This window comes from Streptomyces sp. M41, from assembly GCF_043673425.1.
Classification (GTDB): Bacteria; Actinomycetota; Actinomycetes; order Streptomycetales; family Streptomycetaceae; genus Streptomyces.
Window position 1 is genome coordinate 262,529 of record NZ_JBIMKE010000001.1, and the last position, 16,021, is coordinate 278,549.

At 71.2% G+C, this 16,021-nt stretch carries 13 protein-coding genes; 3 read left to right on the forward strand and 10 right to left on the reverse strand.

Annotation, left to right across the window (positions count from 1 at the left end):
* Window positions 1-39: 39 nt before the first annotated feature.
* Window positions 40-1,929 (forward strand): molecular chaperone DnaK, encoded by a 1,890-nt coding sequence (gene dnaK / locus ACHBTE_RS01265; RefSeq protein WP_394721364.1) that lies wholly within the window; start codon window positions 40-42, stop codon window positions 1,927-1,929.
* A 15-nt stretch (window positions 1,930-1,944) separates the two neighbouring features.
* Here the strand turns inward: dnaK and narI are convergent, their stop codons facing one another.
* The 6 genes from narI to ACHBTE_RS01295 all read right to left on the reverse strand — a co-directional run bounded on the left by narI (window position 1,945) and on the right by ACHBTE_RS01295 (window position 10,352).
* Window positions 1,945-2,667, reverse strand: a complete 723-nt coding sequence (narI, locus tag ACHBTE_RS01270) for a respiratory nitrate reductase subunit gamma (RefSeq protein WP_394721365.1) — start codon at window positions 2,665-2,667, stop codon at window positions 1,945-1,947.
* Window positions 2,664-3,158, reverse strand: a complete 495-nt coding sequence (narJ, locus tag ACHBTE_RS01275) for a nitrate reductase molybdenum cofactor assembly chaperone (protein ID WP_394721366.1) — start codon at window positions 3,156-3,158, stop codon at window positions 2,664-2,666. The genes narI and narJ overlap by 4 nt, the downstream gene beginning before the upstream one ends.
* Complete coding sequence (gene narH, locus ACHBTE_RS01280; RefSeq protein WP_394721367.1) at window positions 3,158-4,786, reverse strand: nitrate reductase subunit beta; 1,629 nt, start codon at window positions 4,784-4,786, stop codon at window positions 3,158-3,160. Before narH ends, narJ begins: the two co-directional genes overlap by 1 nt.
* Window positions 4,786-8,478 carry a nitrate reductase subunit alpha gene (locus ACHBTE_RS01285; protein WP_394721368.1) on the reverse strand — a complete coding sequence of 1,231 codons (3,693 nt, stop codon included), beginning with the start codon at window positions 8,476-8,478 and terminating at the stop codon, window positions 4,786-4,788. Before ACHBTE_RS01285 ends, narH begins: the two co-directional genes overlap by 1 nt.
* A gap of 77 nt (window positions 8,479-8,555) precedes the next feature.
* Entirely contained in the window at window positions 8,556-9,377 is an 822-nt protein-coding gene (locus ACHBTE_RS01290; RefSeq protein ID WP_394721369.1) for an SAM-dependent methyltransferase, read from the reverse strand.
* A 111-nt stretch (window positions 9,378-9,488) separates the two neighbouring features.
* The gene (locus ACHBTE_RS01295; protein ID WP_394721371.1) at window positions 9,489-10,352 is read right to left on the reverse strand and encodes a helix-turn-helix domain-containing protein; all 864 of its coding nucleotides are present in this window, start codon (window positions 10,350-10,352) and stop codon (window positions 9,489-9,491) included.
* Window positions 10,353-10,640: 288 nt separating this feature from the next.
* Between ACHBTE_RS01295 and ACHBTE_RS01300 the strand changes: the two genes are divergently transcribed.
* Entirely contained in the window at window positions 10,641-10,904 is a 264-nt protein-coding gene (locus tag ACHBTE_RS01300) for a DUF3040 domain-containing protein (protein ID WP_394721372.1), read from the forward strand.
* Window positions 10,905-10,969: 65 nt separating this feature from the next.
* Here the strand turns inward: ACHBTE_RS01300 and secD are convergent, their stop codons facing one another.
* The 4 genes from secD to ACHBTE_RS01320 all read right to left on the reverse strand — a co-directional run bounded on the left by secD (window position 10,970) and on the right by ACHBTE_RS01320 (window position 15,408).
* Window positions 10,970-13,213 carry a protein translocase subunit SecD gene (gene secD, locus ACHBTE_RS01305; RefSeq protein WP_394721373.1) on the reverse strand — a complete coding sequence of 748 codons (2,244 nt, stop codon included), beginning with the start codon at window positions 13,211-13,213 and terminating at the stop codon, window positions 10,970-10,972.
* Window positions 13,214-13,295: 82 nt separating this feature from the next.
* A complete protein-coding gene (locus ACHBTE_RS01310; protein WP_394721374.1) occupies window positions 13,296-13,736 on the reverse strand; it encodes a hypothetical protein in 441 nt (146 codons plus the stop codon).
* 44 nt (window positions 13,737-13,780) lie between these two features.
* The gene (locus ACHBTE_RS01315; protein ID WP_394721375.1) at window positions 13,781-14,452 is read right to left on the reverse strand and encodes a response regulator; all 672 of its coding nucleotides are present in this window, start codon (window positions 14,450-14,452) and stop codon (window positions 13,781-13,783) included.
* 2 nt (window positions 14,453-14,454) lie between these two features.
* Window positions 14,455-15,408 carry a HAMP domain-containing sensor histidine kinase gene (locus ACHBTE_RS01320; RefSeq protein WP_394721376.1) on the reverse strand — a complete coding sequence of 318 codons (954 nt, stop codon included), beginning with the start codon at window positions 15,406-15,408 and terminating at the stop codon, window positions 14,455-14,457.
* Between the two features lie 292 nt (window positions 15,409-15,700).
* On the opposite strand from ACHBTE_RS01320, the gene ACHBTE_RS01325 reads away from it, so the two are divergent.
* Window positions 15,701-16,012: a TraR/DksA C4-type zinc finger protein gene (locus ACHBTE_RS01325; RefSeq protein ID WP_394721377.1), complete on the forward strand. Its 312-nt coding sequence runs from the start codon at window positions 15,701-15,703 to the stop codon at window positions 16,010-16,012.
* Window positions 16,013-16,021 lie beyond the last annotated feature (9 nt).

Consider the following 16,021-nt stretch of genomic DNA (forward strand, 5'->3'; position numbering starts at 1 on the left):
TGCTGGTTTCAAGGGGCGCCCTGGCGGAAGGGGACAGCGATGGCACGCGCGGTCGGGATCGATCTGGGCACGACGAACTCGGTGGTGGCCGTTCTGGAGGGCGGTGAACCGACGGTCGTCGCCAATGCCGAGGGCGCCAGGACCACACCGTCGGTCGTGGCCTTCGCCAAGAACGGCGAGGTGCTCGTCGGCGAGGTCGCCAAGCGGCAGGCGGTGACCAACGTGGAGCGCACCGCCCGCTCCGTGAAGCGGTACATGGGCGACTCGAGCTGGCGCTTCCCCGACCAGGGCGACATCGACGGCACCCGCTACCGGGCCCAGGAGCTGTCCGCCCGGGTGCTGCAGAAGCTGAAGCGGGACGCCGAGTCCTACCTCGGCGAGGACGTCACCGACGCGGTGATCACGGTCCCCGCGTACTTCGACGACACCCAGCGGCAGGCCACCAAGGAGGCCGGCGAGGTCGCGGGCCTGAAGGTGCTGCGGATCATCAACGAGCCCACCGCCGCCGCCCTCGCCTACGGCCTCGACCGGGGCGAGGAGCAGACGGTCCTGGTCTTCGACCTCGGCGGCGGCACCTTCGACGTCTCACTGCTGGAGATCGGCGACGGCGTCATCGAGGTCAAGGCCACCAACGGCGACACCCACCTGGGCGGCGACGACTGGGACCAGCGGATCGTCGAATACCTCGTGAAGAAGTTCAAGGGGCAGTACGGCGTCGACCTCGGCAACGACAAGATGGCGCTGCAACGCCTTCGCGAGGGCGCCGAGAAAGCCAAGATCGAGCTGTCCAGTTCCACCGAGACGACGATCAACCTGCCCTACATCACCGCCTCCGCCGAGGGCCCCCTCCACCTCGACGAGAAGATGACCCGCGCCCAGTTCCAGGAGCTCACCGAGGACCTCCTCGACCGCTGCAAGACCCCCTTCCACCAAGCGGTCAAGGACGCCGGGATCAAGCTCTCCGCGGTCGACCACGTCATCCTCGTGGGCGGCTCCACGCGGATGCCGGCCGTCACCGAGCTGGTCAAGGAACTCACCGGCAAGGACCCGCACAAGGGCGTCAACCCCGACGAGGTCGTGGCCGTCGGCGCGGCCCTGCAGGCCGGTGTCATCCGCGGCGACGTCAAGGACGTCCTGTTGCTCGACGTCACCCCGCTGTCCCTGGGCATCGAGACCAAGGGCGGCATCATGACGAAGCTCATCGAACGCAACACGACCATCCCGACCCGGCGTTCGGAGATCTTCACCACCGCCGCCGACAACCAGCCCTCCGTCGGCATCCAGGTCTACCAGGGCGAACGCGAGATCGCCGCGTACAACAAGAAGCTCGGCGTCTTCGACCTCACCGGGCTGCCGCCCGCGCCTCGCGGGGTGCCGCAGATCGAGGTCGCCTTCGACATCGACGCCAACGGGATCATGCACGTCTCCGCCAAGGACCTGGCCACGGGCCGCGAGCAGAAGATGACGGTCACCGGTGGCTCGGCGCTCCCCAAGGACGACATCGACCGCATGATGCGGGAGGCGGAACAGTACGCCGAGGAGGACCACAAGCGCCGCGAGTCCGCCGAGACCCGCAACCAGGGCGAGCAACTCGTCTACCAGACCGAGAGGTTCCTGCGGGACAACGAGGACAAGATCCCCGCGGACACCAGGACGGAGGTCGAGTCGGCGATCACGGACCTGAAGCAGCAGCTGGAGCAGAACGCCGAGACCACCGCCCTGCGCACCGGCATCGAGAAACTCGCCTCGGTCAGCCAGAAGATGGGCCAGGCCATGTACGCCCAGTCCCAGCAGGCCCCGGCGGACGCGGACGCCGCGACCGGCACGGGCAGCGACACCGGGCCGGAACAGCCCACGGGGCAGGACGACGACGTGGTGGACGCGGAGATCGTCGACGACGACAAGGAACAGAAGGGCGGAGCCGCCTGAGCCGGAGCCCGCCCGTCAGACGTCGCTCTTCTCCCAGCCCCGCCGCACCGGCCGCGGCCCCGACTGCCTGGGGTCCCGGCTGCGGTAGACCACGTACGGCCGGAACAGATACTGCACCGGCGCGCTGAACATGTGCACCAGGCGGGTGTACGGGACCAGCGCGATCAGCGCCATGCCGATGACCGCGTGGATCTGGTACAGGACCGGCACGCCCGCCATCAGGCCGGTGTCGGGGGAGAGGGTGAACAGGCTGCGCGACCAGGGTGCGATCGTCCGGCGGTAGTCGTAGCCGTCGCCGGACGTGTGGGCCAGCTTGGCGAGCATGCCCATCACGATCGCCGCGACCAGCACGAGATACATGAACTTGTCGTTGGCGGTCGTCGCCCGCAGCACCGGTGCCCGGGTACGGCGGCGGTGGATCAGCAGCGCGATGCCGCCCACCGTGACCAGGCCGGCCGCCGTGCCGCCGTAGAGCGAGAACAGATGGTAGGTGTGCTCGCCGACCCCCACGGCGTCCGTCCAGGACTCCGGGACGAACAGGCCGATCAGATGGCCCACCAGCACGAACAGGATGCCGTAGTGGAAGGCGGGCGAGGCGATGTTCAGCAGCCTCGACTCGTACATCTGCGACGAGCGCGTGGTCCAGCCGAACCGGTCGTAGCGGTGCCGCCAGACCAGGCCGGCGACGAGCAGGGCGAAGGTGACATACGGCAGGACGCCCCAGAGGAGTGTGGTCATGAGCGCCCTTCGACGGGTGCGGTGGGCAGCGTGGCGCACACGGCGTCCAGGACGGTCGCGTACGGCGTGCCGAAGTCGGTGAGCCGGGAGCGCAGCTGCTCCAGGGCGTCGCGGTGTTCGAGCAGGACGTCGAGGTCGCCGGTGCGGGAGGCGAATTCCAGCACCGCGGGCAGGAAGTCGGGCAGTTCCTCGCCGGTGAGTTCCAGGCCGTGGGAGCGGTAGAGGTCCTTGAAGCGGAGCAGCGCCATGCCGCGCCGCCGGGTGTCCCCGTCGGTCCACCAGCTCAGGTACAGGCTGTGGCGGCTCTGCAGGTCGAAGACCTCGACGTAGTGGGTGGCCAGCTCCTCGGGCGCGGTGACGGCGGCGTGGTCGGTGAACTCCCGCAGCTGCGGGGCGGCTTCGCGCAGCAGTGGCAGCCGGGCGCGGAAGTCGTCGTCGGGGTAGGTCAGGCAGAGCGCAGCCGCCTGATAGAGCACCTCGAAGGAAGGCATCAGGCCTCCTCGGATTCGGGTGTGTGGGTCATGGCGGCGGCGTCCGTCTCGTCGGCGGTCTGCCGTCGGCGCTGGATGTGGAAGTTCTCCACCGGCACCAGCGGCAGCAGCTTGCGGCCCGAGTCCCGGCCGAACGGACCGTCCCCGCCCATGCCGGGCCCGCCGTCGTGGTCGAGGCTGCACCCTTGAGCCAGCGCCGACTCCTCCAGCCGCCGGGCGTCCCCGACGGCGGCCGTCGGGATCACGTACCGGTCCTCGTACTTGGCGATCGCCAGCAGCCGGTACATCTGCTCGATCTCGTGCGCGCCCATGCCCACGGCGGCCGACACGGACAGGTCCGGCTCCTCACCGAGGTTGATCGCCCGCATGTGGGAGCGCATCGCGGCGAGCTTCTCCAGCGAGGCCCGCACCGGTCCCACGTCACCGGCCGTGAACAGCTCCGCCAGATACTCCAGCGGAATGCGCAGAGTGTCGATCGCACCGAACAGGTTGTGCGCGTCCTCACCGTCGTGCCCGGTCTCCGTCAGCGCGTCCACCACCGGCGACAGCGGCGGGATGTACCAGACCATCGGCATCGTCCGGTACTCCGGGTGCAGCGGGAGCGCCACCCGGTACCTGCTGATCAGCGCGTGCACCGGCGAGCGGCGGGCCGCCGCCACCCAGTCGTCCGGGATCCCCGCCTCCTCGGCGGCCCGCCGCACCTCCCGGTCCTCGGGATCGAGGAACACGCCCAACTGGGCCTCGTACAGGTCCTTCTCGTCCCGGACGGACGCCGCCGCCGTCACCTTGTCGGCGTCGTACAGCACCACCCCGAGATAGCGCAGCCGGCCCACACAGGTCTCCGAGCACACCGTCGGCATGCCGATCTCGATGCGCGGGTAGCACAGGGTGCACTTCTCGGCCTTGCCGGTGCGGTGGTTGAAGTACACCTTCTTGTACGGGCATCCCGTCACGCACATCCGCCAGCCCCGGCACCGGTCCTGGTCGACGAGGACGATGCCGTCCTCCGCGCGCTTGTACATCGCCCCGGACGGACACGACGCCACGCACGACGGATTCAGGCAGTGCTCGCAGATACGCGGCAGATAGAACATGAAGGTCTGCTCGAACTCGAACCTCACCTTGTCCGAGGCCTGCCGGCGGGCCCGCTCGAGCATCGGGTCCAGGTCGCCGTGGGCGGGGGCGCCGGCGAGGTTGTCGTCCCAGTTCGACGACCACTCGATCTTCATCGGCTTGCCGTCGAGCTGGGAGACGGGCCGCGCCACCGGGAAGTCGTCGCCCAGCGGGGCGTCGGTGAGGTTCTTGTAGTCGTAACTCCAGGGCTCGTAGTAGTCCTTGATCTCCGGGAGTTCGGGGTTGGAGAAGATCCCGGCGAGCTTGCGCAGCCGGCCGCCCGCCTTGAGTTTCAGCGCGCCGCGCCGGTTCAGCTCCCAGCCGCCGCGCCAGCGCTCCTGGTCCTCGTAGCGGCGCGGATAGCCCTGGCCGGGGCGGGTCTCGACGTTGTTGAACCAGACGTACTCCATGCCCCGCCGGTTGGTCCACGCCTGTTTGCAGGTGACCGAGCAGGTGTGGCAGCCGATGCACTTGTCGAGGTTCATCACCATCGCGATCTGGGCCATCGGACGCATCAGTACTCGACCTCCTGGCTGCGGCGGCGGATCACCGTCACCTCGTCGCGCTGATTGCCCGTCGGGCCCAGGTAGTTGAACGCCCAGGACAACTGGGCGTAGCCGCCGACGAGATGGGACGGCTTGAGGATCAGCCGGGTGAGCGAGTTGTGGATGCCGCCCCGCTTGCCGGTGGTCTCCGACTTCGGGACGGCGACCGTGCGTTCCTGAGCGTGGTGCATATAGACCGTGCCGTGCGGCATCCGGTGCGAGACCACGGCCCGTGCGACGACCACACCGTTGCGGTTGACCGCCTCGACCCAGTCGTTGTCGGCCACGCCGATCGCCTCGGCGTCCTGCGGGGACATCCAGATGTTCTGGCCGCCCCGGGAGAGCGCCAGCATGAACAGGTTGTCCTGGTACTCGGAGTGGATCGACCACTTGTTGTGCGGGGTGAGGTAGCGGACCGTCACCTCCCGCTGCCCGTCCGGGCCGAGCCGCGGCTCGCCGAACAGCTTGTTCATGTCCAGCGGCGGCCGGTACACGGGAAGCGCCTCACCGATCTCATGGATCCAGTCGTGGTCCAGGAAGAAGTGCTGACGTCCGGTGAGCGTGTGCCAGGGCTTGAGATGCTCGGTGTTGAGGGTGAACGCGGTGTAGCGCCGTCCGCCCGACTCAACTCCCGACCACTCCGGCGACGTGATCACCGGCACGGGCGCCGCCTGCGTGTCGGCGTACGTGGTCCGTTCGCCCTCGTGCTCGGCCACCAGGTGCGCCATCGGCTGCCCCGTACGGGCCTCCAGACTCCGAAAGCCCTCGGTGGCGAGGCGGCCGTTGGTGGTGCCGGACAGCGCGAGGATGGTGTTCGCCGCCTTCACGGCCGTATCGAGCAAGGGCCGGCCGTCGGCTGTCACCCCGTTCAGGTGCCGCAGGTCCTCGACCTCCTCGTCCGGCTTCAGCGTGATGCCCTTGACGGGCAGGCCGAGCCGCTCAGCCAGCGGCCCCAGCGCGGCGAACTTGGCGCCGATCGCGGTGTAGTCCCGCTCCACGACGGTCAGGTTCGGCAGGGTCCTCCCGGGTACGGGGGCGCACTGCCCGCGCTTCCAGTCCAGGGCCACCCCGCCCGGCTGGGCCACCTCGCCCGGGGTGTCGTGCTGGAGCGCGGTCGCCACCAGGTCCTTGCGCACGCCCAGATGGTCCACGGCCAGCTCACTGAGCCGCTCGGCCAGCGCCTTGAACGTGTCGAAGTCGGTGCGCGCCTGCCAGGGCGGATCCACGGCGGGAGTGAAGGAGTGGACGAAGGGATGCATGTCCGTGCTGGACAGGTCGTGTTTCTCGTACCAGGTCGCCGCGGGCAGGACGACGTCCGACAGCAAGGTGGACGACGTCTGCCGGAAGTCCAGCGACAGCAGCAGGTCGAGCTTGCCCTCGGGAGCCTCGTCGTGCCACGTCACATCCCGCGGCCGGACGTCCTCGGGTGCCTCCTCGGCCCGAAGCGAGGAGTGCGTGCCCAGCAGGTGCCGTGTGAAGTACTCGGCGCCCTTCGCCGACGAGCCGAGCAGGTTGGCCCGCCACAGTGTCAGCACCCGCGGCCAGTTCTCCGGCGCGTCCGGGTCCTCGCAGGCGAACTTCAGCGTGCCCGCGCGCAGTTCGGCCACCACCCGCGCCACCGGATCACCGAACACCTCACCCAGCTCCAGCGGATTGCGGTCGAAGGTCGGATACGACGGCATCCAGCCCGACCGCGCCGACAGCGCCAGACAGTCCGCGCCCGTCATCCCCTCGAACCGTCCCCGGCCCAGCGGCGACGCCAGCACATCGGCCGTGAACCGGTCGTAGCGCCACTGGTCGGTGTTGAGGAACCAGTACGCCGTGCCGATCATCTGGCGCGGCGGCCGTGACCAGTCCGACGCGGACGCCAGCGTCGCCCAGCCGGTCACCGGGCGGCAGTTCTCCTGGCCCGCATAATGCGCCCAGCCGCCGCCGTTGCGGCCCTGGCAGCCGGTCAGCTGGAGCAGGGCGAGGAAGGCACGATAGATCGTCTCCGAATGGAACCAGTGGTTGGTGCCGGCCCCCATCAGGATCATGCAGCGGCCCTTCGACCGCTCCGCGGTCCGCGCGAACTCCCGTGCGATACGTACGCACTTGGCGGCCGGCACGGAGGTGTGCGCCTCCTGCCAGGCGGGCGTGCCGGGCGCGTCGGCGTCGTCGTAGGACCCCGGCCAGCGGCCCGGCAGGCCCGGCCGGCCCACGCCGTACTGGGCGAGCAGCAGATCGAAGACCGTGGTGACCAGCGCACCGTTCGCACCGCCGAGTTTCGTCGCCGGGACGCCGCGCCGTACGACGTCGCCACGACCCTGACCGTGTGCGCCGCCCTCGGTGTCGAAGCGGGGCAGCAGCACCTCGACGCCGACGGCGACCTCACTGCCGTGCAGGCTCAACTGCGGCCGTACGTCGCCGAGTTCCAGGTTCCATCGGCCCTTGCCCGACCTGCCCCAGCGAAAGCCCAGCGAGCCGTTCGGGGCGACGGCACGGCCCGTCACCTCGTCCAGCACGACCGTCTTCCACTCGGCGCTCTCGCCCGCCTGCCCGAGATCCGTGGCGCGCAGGAACTTCGCCGGGACGTAGCAGCCGTCCCGCTCCTCCAGCGTGACCAGGAACGGCAGGTCGGTGAACTGCCTTACATAGTCCGTGAAGAACGGTGTCTCCCGGTCGACGAAGAACTCCTTGAGGATCACATGCCCCATGGCGAGGGCCAGCGCCCCGTCCGTGCCGGGATGCGGGTGCAGCCACTCGTCGGCGAACTTGGCGTTGTCGGCGTAGTCGGGGGCGACGACCACGACCTTCTGGCCCCGGTAGCGGGCCTCCGCCATCCAGTGCGCGTCCGGGGTGCGGGTCACCGGCACGTTCGAGCCCCACATCATCAGATACGCGGCGTCCCACCAGTCGCCCGACTCGGGTACGTCGGTCTGGTCGCCGAAGACCTGCGGTGAGGCCACCGGCAGGTCCGCGTACCAGTCGTAGAACGACAGCATCGGGGCGCCGATCAGCGAGTGGAAGCGGGCGCCCGCCGCGTGCGACACCATCGACATCGCGGGGACGGGGGAGAAACCGGCGATCCGGTCGGGGCCGTAGGTCTTGATGGTGTGGACGTGCGCCGCCGCGACCAGCTCGACCGCCTCGTCCCAACTCGCCCGCACCAGACCGCCCTTGCCGCGCGCACGCTGGTATCGGCGCCGGCGCTCGGGGTCGCTCTGGATGTCCGCCCAGGCCAGGACCGGGTCCCGCAGCCGTTCCTTCGCCTCGCGGTACATCCGAAGGAGCACACCCCGGACGTACGGGTAGCGGACCCGGGTGGGGGAGTAGGTGTACCAGGAGAAGGCGGCGCCCCAGGGGCAGCCGCGCGGCTCGTACTCGGGGCGGTCGGGACCCACGCTCGGACAGTCGGTCTGCTGGGACTCCCAGGTGATGATGCCGTCCTTGACGTACACCTGCCAGCGGCACGAACCCGTGCAGTTCACGCCGTGCGTGGAGTTCACGACCTTGTCGTGGCTCCACCGCTCCCGGTAGAAGGCGTCCGCCTCCCGTCCGCCCGTGAGCTGGACGCTGTGCAGATCGGGCGCGGGGGTGCCGGACCGGAAGAACCTCCCGGCCTTCAGCAGCGCCGCGCCCGGCTCGGCGGGCGGCGCGGGCGGTATCTGCGTGTCGGTCACCGGCGCTCCCTTGCTTGCCCTGGTCACGAACCTAGGGCGAGGCGCGGGAGCGCACCCGTTCACGGCACCCGTACGGGTCAGATCTTGCGGGCGACCCCCGCGAAGACGGGCACGATGCCCTCGGCCTGGGCCGCCACGTCCTCCGGCTCGGGGCGCCAGCCGTGGACGGGGATCACGCCGGGGCCGAGCAGCTCCAGACCGTCGAAGAAGCGGGTGAACTCGGGCAGCGAGCGAGGGAAGAAGGGGGTGCCGCTGCGCCGGAAGTGCTCCGCGGCCTTCTCGATGGCCTCGGGGCTGAGGTCCGGGGTGACCTGGGAGAGGATCAGATGGCTGCCCGAGGCGAGCGCGCGGACGTAGCCGCGCAGCAGGCCGTACACGTCGTCGCCCTCGGGGTCGTCGCTCAAGTAGTGGGTGAGCGCGACCAGCGACAGGGCGACCGGTTCGGCGAGGTCCAGGGTCTCGCCGGCCCTGGCCAGGAGGGCGTCGAGTTCGCGGACGTCGGCGTGCACATAGTCGGTGCTGCCCTCGGGGGTGCCGCGCAGCAGCGCCTCCGCGTGCCGCAGCACGATCGGGTCGTTGTCCGCGTACACGACCCTGCACTCCGCGGCCACGCTCTGCGCGACCTGGTGCACATTGGGCTCGGTGGGGATGCCCGTACCGATGTCCAGGAACTGGCGGATCCCGGCCTCGGCGGCGGTGCGGACGGCCCGGTGCATGAACCGGCGGTTGGCACGCGCCCCGCGTAACACCGTGCCGTCCACGGCGAGGATCCTGCGGGCCAGCTCCTCGTCCACCGGGTAGTTGTCCTTGCCGCCCAGCCACCAGTCGTACACCCGGGCCGGATGCGGTCTGCTGGTGTCGACGCGGGAGGGCGCGGTGTCGGATCCGGATCCGGTCATGCGGAGTCTTCTCCTCGGTGGTCGGTGGTCGGTGGTCGGTGGTCGGTGGTCGGTGGCCCGAGGGCCCATGGGTCGTCGTCGGGATTTCGGTGCCGCCGGAGCCGTCGCAGGTCAGAAGTCCTCGCGGCGCTCCCGAAGGATCTTCTTCGTGCGCTCGGCCGACGCGGCGACCGTCGACATGTGGTCGAGCACCTCCAGATGCACACCGACCTCGTTCCGCGAGTCCAGATAGAGGGCGCCGCTGAGGTACTCGGTGTAGACCATGTCCGGCAACTGCGGCTCGGCGAAGCGGAACAGCGTGAAAGGGGCGTACGTCCCCGGGTGCGGGCCGGAGGCGAACTCCGCGACCTGAAGCGTGACCCGGTCGCGCTCGGCGAACTCCAGCAGCTTGTCCACCTGGCCGCGCATCACCTCGCCGTCGGCGCTCACCGGACGCCGCAGCACCGTCTCGTCCATGATCACCCAGAGATGCGGCGGATCAGGACGCTCCAGCAGGCGCTGCCGCCGCATCCGCAGCGCCACGTGCCGCTCGATGGTCTCCGCCCCGGCCCGGCCGATCGTCCCGGCCTGGAGCACGGCACGGGCGTATGCCTCCGTCTGCAGCAGACCCGGCACGAAGTGCGGCTCGTAGGAGCGGACGATACGGGCGGCGCCTTCCAGGCTCACATAGAGGCTGAACCAGTCCGGCAGCACGTCGTGGAACCGCTGCCACCAGCCCGGCCGGTTGGCCTCCTCGGCCAGGTCGACGAACGAGGCCGCCTCGTCCTGCGGCACGCCGTACGTCTCCAGCAGCACCTGCACGTACGGGATCTTCAGCGCGACCTCGGCCGTCTCCATGCGTCGCACGGTCGCCGCGGCCACCCGCAGCACGCGGGCCGCCTCGTCACGGCCCAGTCCCGCCGCCTCCCGCAACTCCTGAAGGCGCTTGCCGAGCACCACTTGGCCCACGGTCGGCGCGGGCCGCCGCTCACTCACGCCACGCCTCCCCTACGCGCCGAAAGTACGGGTGCAGTGTGCCATGTTCCCACAGCCGTGCGAACGGGGCGGGTAGGGCGGGTAGTTGGCCCCCCGGGGGCTGCCGGGTGCGGGTCGTGGCGGGGCGGCCGGCGGCGGGCTGTGGTGATTGCGGGGTCTCGGCCCTCGTGGGCGTCGGTGACCCGGGGAAATGGGTGCTGGGCCCGATGGGAGGACGTACGCGCGCGTGTGACAGTGGCCTCGAGGGCGGCCAGGACCCCTTGCCTCCCCGGCCCCGGAGGAGGAGTCATGGAGCGGCACGGCACGGATCCCCTGCACGAGCTCGAGGCACGGACGCGAGGCAGCGACCCTCGGTTCGCCCGCGGCCTGGAGACCGGGAACCCTCGTCAGCCACGCGAGTACCGGCGCCGGCGCGGCCGGGCCTGGGCGCTGCTGGCTCTGGCCGTGGCGATGGTGATCACGGGCACGGCGCTGGCACAGGGCCTGCTCCTCGCGGCCGGGCTGGTCCTGGCCGGGATGGCGACCTCGCTGCTTCCGGACCCACGGCACTGATCCGATCCGGTCGCCCCCGGCTGTCGTCCAGCCGGGGGCGATCTGTCGGATGAGGGCGGCAGCCGCTAGCGGCGGTGGTGTGACGTGACCTGGTGGAGCTGGAGGGCGACAGGGGCGGCTGTGAGGACGGAGGAGTACGTGCCGACGGCCAGGCCGATGAGGAGGGCCAGGGCGAAGTCGGTCAGGGAGGGGCCTCCGAACAGGGCCAGGGCGGTCAGGACGAACGCGACGCCCATGCCGGTGTTCACGGTGCGGGGCAGGGTCTGGAGGATCGCCCGGTCCACGATGCCGGGCAGGGGTGCCTTCGGGGTGCGTCGGGCCAGTTCCCTGACGCGGTCGAAGAGGACGACCGAGTCGTTGACCGAGTAGCCGACGACGGTGAGCAGAGCCGCGAGGAACACTCCGTCCATGGGCTTGCCGAGCCAGGCGAAGACGCCGACGAGGATCACCACGTCATGGGCGAGGGCGACGACCGCGGCGGTACCGAACACCCAGCGGAAACGGACCGCGAGATAGAGGAGTTGCGCGCCGAGGGCCACCGCGAGCGCGACCAGCGCGCCCCGGCGCAGCTCGTCACCGAGGCTCGGGCCGATCAGCTCGTCGCGGACCTTGTCCGCCCCACCGGTGAGGTCGCGTACGGCGTCGGTGACCTCGGCCTCCTCGGCGCCGGACAACCGATCGGTGCGCACCGTCAGGCCCGTGTCGCCGCTGGACTGCACGACGGCGTGCGGATGGCCGGCGTCGGCCAGCCCGGCGCGGACCCGGTCGGGGTCGACGGGGCCTGCGGTGGCGTACTCGATGAGGCGGCCACCGGTGAACTCCACTCCGAGTTCGACACCGCGCACCGCGATGCCCGAACCCGCCAGGACGAGCCCGGCGGCGGACAGGGCCAGCCAGCGGCGCGGACGGCGCATGGGCCGGGGTGCGCGGCGGCTGAGGCGGTCCCGTACGCCGCCCGTCGTCGCGATGCCGGTGAGGTGGGGGCGGCGACGCAGCGCGGGACGGTTCGCGGCGAACTCGGCCAGCACCCGGGTGATCACCAGGGCGCTGAACATGGAGGCGAGTACGCCGATGCCGAGGGTGACACCGAAGCCCCGCACGGGACCGGACGCGAGGAAGAACAGCAGGGCCGCCGCGATCAGCGTCGTGATGTTCGAGTCGGCGATCGCACCGAAGGCGTTGCGGAACCCGGCCGCCAGCGCCGACCGGGTACTGGCGCGCCGGCCGGACGTGTACTCCTCGCGGGCGCGTTCTAAGACCAGCACGTTGGCGTCCACGGCCATGCCGATCGCCAGCACGAAACCGGCCAGCCCCGGCAGGGTGAGGGTGGCGCCGAGCGCGGCCAGGGCGGCGTACGAGACAAGGCCGTAGCAGGCCAGGGCGACGGTGGCGAGCAAGCCCGTCAGCCGGTAGACGACGATGATGAACAGCGAGGTCAGCGCCGTGCCGATGATCCCGGCCCAGGCGCTCGCGGCGATGGCCTGCGCGCCCAGGGTCGGACCCACGGTCCGCTGCTCCACCGTCTCGACGGGCACGGGCAGGGCGCCGCCGTTGATGAGCAGGGACAGCTCTCGGGCCTCGTCCGCGTCGAAGGCGCCCGTGATCCGCGTGGCGCCGTCGCGGATGCCGCTCCCACAGGAGACGGCGGGGTCGACCTGAGGGGAGGAGATGACCTTGTCGTCGAGGACGATGGCCACCCGCCGCGCGGGTTCGCCCACCGGGTGGCACGCGGCTTCGCCGGTCAGCCGGGCCCAGCCGGCGCGCCCCGCGCCCGCGAACTCGACGGTGACGTGCCATCCGGCGCCGCTGACCTGGTCGAACCGGGCGGCGGCCTCCTCGACGTGCTCGCCGGTCAGCGCCGCGTCCCCGAGGCGCAGCAGCCCGCCGGACTCGTCGGGCAGGACGTGTTCCCGGGGCCGCTTCGGCAGCGGCTGTGCGACGTCGTCGGCGCTGTCGGCGGTGGCGCGCACCGGGTGGAAGGTGAGCTGAGCGGTACGGCCCAGGACCTCGGCCGCCTTCTTCGGGTCCTGGACTCCGGGCAGTTCGACGATGATCCGGTTGTCGCCGGAGCGGACGAGGGTGGGTTCGGCGACGCCGAGCGCGTCGATACGGCCGCGCAGCACCTCGAGGGTGCGGTCGGTGGCCTCGCCGTCGGCGTCGGCGGTCGGGGTGGAGCGGGTCTGGAGGACGATCTGGGTGCCGCCGCGCAGATCGAGTCCGAGGTGGACCGGCACGGTGACGGCGACGTACAGGGACACGGCGAGTACGACGAGGGCGAGCAGCGCGCGCACGCGCGAGGAACGGTTCAACGGGAGCCTCCGGCAGGCGCACCGAGGCCACGGAGCGCGCGGCCGGGTGCTGGTGAGGAGAGGAACTGGGGGGCAGGGGGTGTCAGATGCCGGAGAAGGAGGGAGGCGCCCGTCCACGGTCACGCAGCGCGTGCGGCTCTGTGGAGGGCGGGGGTTCGGCCGGTGCGCGCAGCCGGGGGAGTGGGGAGGCGGTGCCGTCCGCGCCCTGGCCGCAGCGGGCGGGGCAGCCGGTGTTCGGGGTGGGCTGCTCGCCGTGCGGTTCCTGGCGGGTCGCCGCCCGGACGGTGCAGGCGGTGTCGCAGCCGTCGTCGGCGAGCGGCCCGGTGTGCGCGGCGGGGGCGGCGGCGCCGACCGGACGCTCGGCGGTCGTGCCGGGGGGCGGGGCGACGACACCCAGCGCGGTCAACAGCACCGACACGACGGTCGCCAGCGCCGCGACGAAAGCCGGCCTCCGGCTGCCGTTGCCGTTGCCGTTGCCGTTGCCGGGGGCGGCGCCGGGGGCGGTGTGCGCGGTGTGCTGCATACGCCGCCCCCTCTCCTGGTGGTGTGCGATGCGCGAGCTGGACGTCAGGGCTCGATCAGCCCGGCGCGGATCGCGTACCGGGTCAGTTCCAGGCGGTCCCGCAGGCCGAGCTTCTGCAAGAGGTTGGCGCGATGCCGCTGGACGGTCTTGACGCTGATGAACAGCAGGTCGGCGATCTCCTTGGAGGAGTGCCCCTCGGCCACCAGCTTCAGGACCTCCTCCTCGCGCGGCGTGAGGATCTGGTCGGGGGTCTCCTCGCCGTGGCGGGCCCGGTCCAGGTAGTTGCGGATCAGCGCGGTGACGGCGCCGGGGTACAGGAAGGGCTCGTCGCGCATCGCGGACCGGCAGGCGGCGACCAGATCCCGGTCGGCCACCGACTTCAGCACATACCCGCTGGCCCCGGACTTCAGGGCCTGGAAGAAGTACTGCTCGTTGTCGTGCATCGTGAGCATCAGGATCCGCAGGCCCGGCTTGAGGGCGGCCAGTTCGCGGGCGGCCTGGAGACCGGTGAGACGCGGCATGGCGATGTCGAGCACCGCCAGGTCGACCTCGTGGGTCCGGGCCAGCTCGATGGCCTCGGCGCCGTCCCCGGCCTCGGCGACCACTTCGAGGTCCGGCTCCTGATCGAGGATCAGCCGTACGCCGCGGCGGACCAGCGCGTGGTCGTCGGCGAGCAGAATGCGGATCCTGCTCGCGGTCGTGGTCGTCTCGGGCATGGTCAGGACTGCTTCCTCGCTACGGGTGCGGTGAGTTGGACCCGGGTGCCGCTGCGGGGCGCCGGGGTGATCTCCAGATTGCCCCCGATGAGCAGGGCCCGCTCGCGCATCCCCCGGATTCCGGCGCCTTCGCGGGGGGCTTCGATGCCGCGGCCGTCGTCGGTGACCGTCAGCACGGCAGTGTCGTCGGTGTGCCGCAGCGCGACGGTGACCTGCTCGGCGTCCGCGTGGCGGGCGACGTTGGTGAGCGACTCCTGGGCGACGCGGTAGAGGACCAGTTCCGTCTCCGGGTCCAGCGCGGGCAGATCGGCGTCGAAGCGACGGCCGACCCGCAGCCCCGTGTGGGTGGCGATCTCCTCGGTGAGCGAGGTCAGCGCGCTGACCAGACCCAGATCGTCCAGCACCCCGGGCCGCAGCCGGCGCACCAGGCGACGGACCTCGTCCAGGCTCGCCCGGGTGATCTCCTGCACCTCGTGCAGCTCCTCGCGCAGCGGCGCCGGGGCGTCGTCCGCGGCCCGCTTCAGTCCCAGCAGGATGGCCGTCATGCTCTGCCCGACCTCGTCGTGCAGCTCCTGTGCGATACGGCGGCGTTCGGCCTCCTGGGCCAGCAGGGCCCGGGCGCTGCTGGTGGCCCGCTCCTGCTCCAGCCGCTCCAGCATCGCGTTGAACGTGCGGATCAGCTCGGCGACCCCGCCGTCGCCGGAAGCGGGCAGACGCTGGCCGGGGCGCAGCAGGTCCACGGTGGTCATCAGCTTGGTGAGCCGGTCCAGCGGGGCCAGACCGAGCCGAAGCAGCGCGGCGTTGGCGACCAGCATGACGACCAGCCCGCCGACCAGGATGACCGCCTCGGTGAGCAGAACCGGTACGGAGACCGTCACCGGAGCCCACAACAGCAGCGCGGTCGCCGTACCCAGCACGACGGCGTTCAGGGCGAAGATCCGCCAGAACAAGGACACCGGTCCCCTGCCTCCCTCTGCACCGAGTCGGTTCACCTCCACTGTCGGGCATCGCACAGCCCCACCGCGTCCTGCGAACCCGGTGCACGAGTGAGCCGACTGCCAGCCTGCCCGCCTCCCGGACGCCCGTCGATGGGGCCGGGACCCCATTTCCGGGGGCACCCACCACCCATGGTGCCGCCGTGTACACCCTCTGCCCCGGCCCAAATGGGGTCCGCGCCCGATGGGTATCCGCGCCCGGTCCGGCCAAGGTGGAAGGCACCCGACCATCCCACCGACCAAGGGACCGACCATGTCACTCGATGTCTCCAGGGCCGAGCCGCACCCGCAGGAGGCCCGGCAGCTCCTGGAGGACGCCCGCACCTCCCGGCTGGCACAGCTGCGAGCCCTCGAGGAGAGCGGGCACAGCGCGGACGATCACCTGCTGTCGGCGCAGCGGACTGCGATGCGGCGGGTCCTCGAAGAGATCGAGGCGGCCCTCGCCCGTATCGAGGACGGCACCTACGGGACCTGCCTGGGCTGCGCCAGGCCCGTGCCGGCGGAGCGGCTGGAGATCCTCCCGTACACCCGGTACTGCGTCGGCTGCCGACGTCTCGCCGACTGACCTACGCTC

Excerpts from the sequence above, each read along its gene's own strand:
- dnaK (WP_394721364.1), top strand. The coding sequence starts at position 40 with ATGGCACGCGCGGTCGGGATCGATCTGGGCACGACGAACTCGGTGGTG.
- narI (WP_394721365.1), bottom strand. The coding sequence starts at position 2,667 with ATGACCACACTCCTCTGGGGCGTCCTGCCGTATGTCACCTTCGCCCTG.
- narJ (WP_394721366.1), bottom strand. The coding sequence starts at position 3,158 with ATGCCTTCCTTCGAGGTGCTCTATCAGGCGGCTGCGCTCTGCCTGACC.
- narH (WP_394721367.1), bottom strand. The coding sequence starts at position 4,786 with ATGCGTCCGATGGCCCAGATCGCGATGGTGATGAACCTCGACAAGTGC.
- ACHBTE_RS01290 (WP_394721369.1), bottom strand. The coding sequence starts at position 9,377 with ATGACCGGATCCGGATCCGACACCGCGCCCTCCCGCGTCGACACCAGC.
- ACHBTE_RS01300 (WP_394721372.1), top strand. The coding sequence starts at position 10,641 with ATGGAGCGGCACGGCACGGATCCCCTGCACGAGCTCGAGGCACGGACG.
- ACHBTE_RS01310 (WP_394721374.1), bottom strand. The coding sequence starts at position 13,736 with ATGCAGCACACCGCGCACACCGCCCCCGGCGCCGCCCCCGGCAACGGC.
- ACHBTE_RS01315 (WP_394721375.1), bottom strand. The coding sequence starts at position 14,452 with ATGCCCGAGACGACCACGACCGCGAGCAGGATCCGCATTCTGCTCGCC.
- ACHBTE_RS01325 (WP_394721377.1), top strand. The coding sequence starts at position 15,701 with ATGTCACTCGATGTCTCCAGGGCCGAGCCGCACCCGCAGGAGGCCCGG.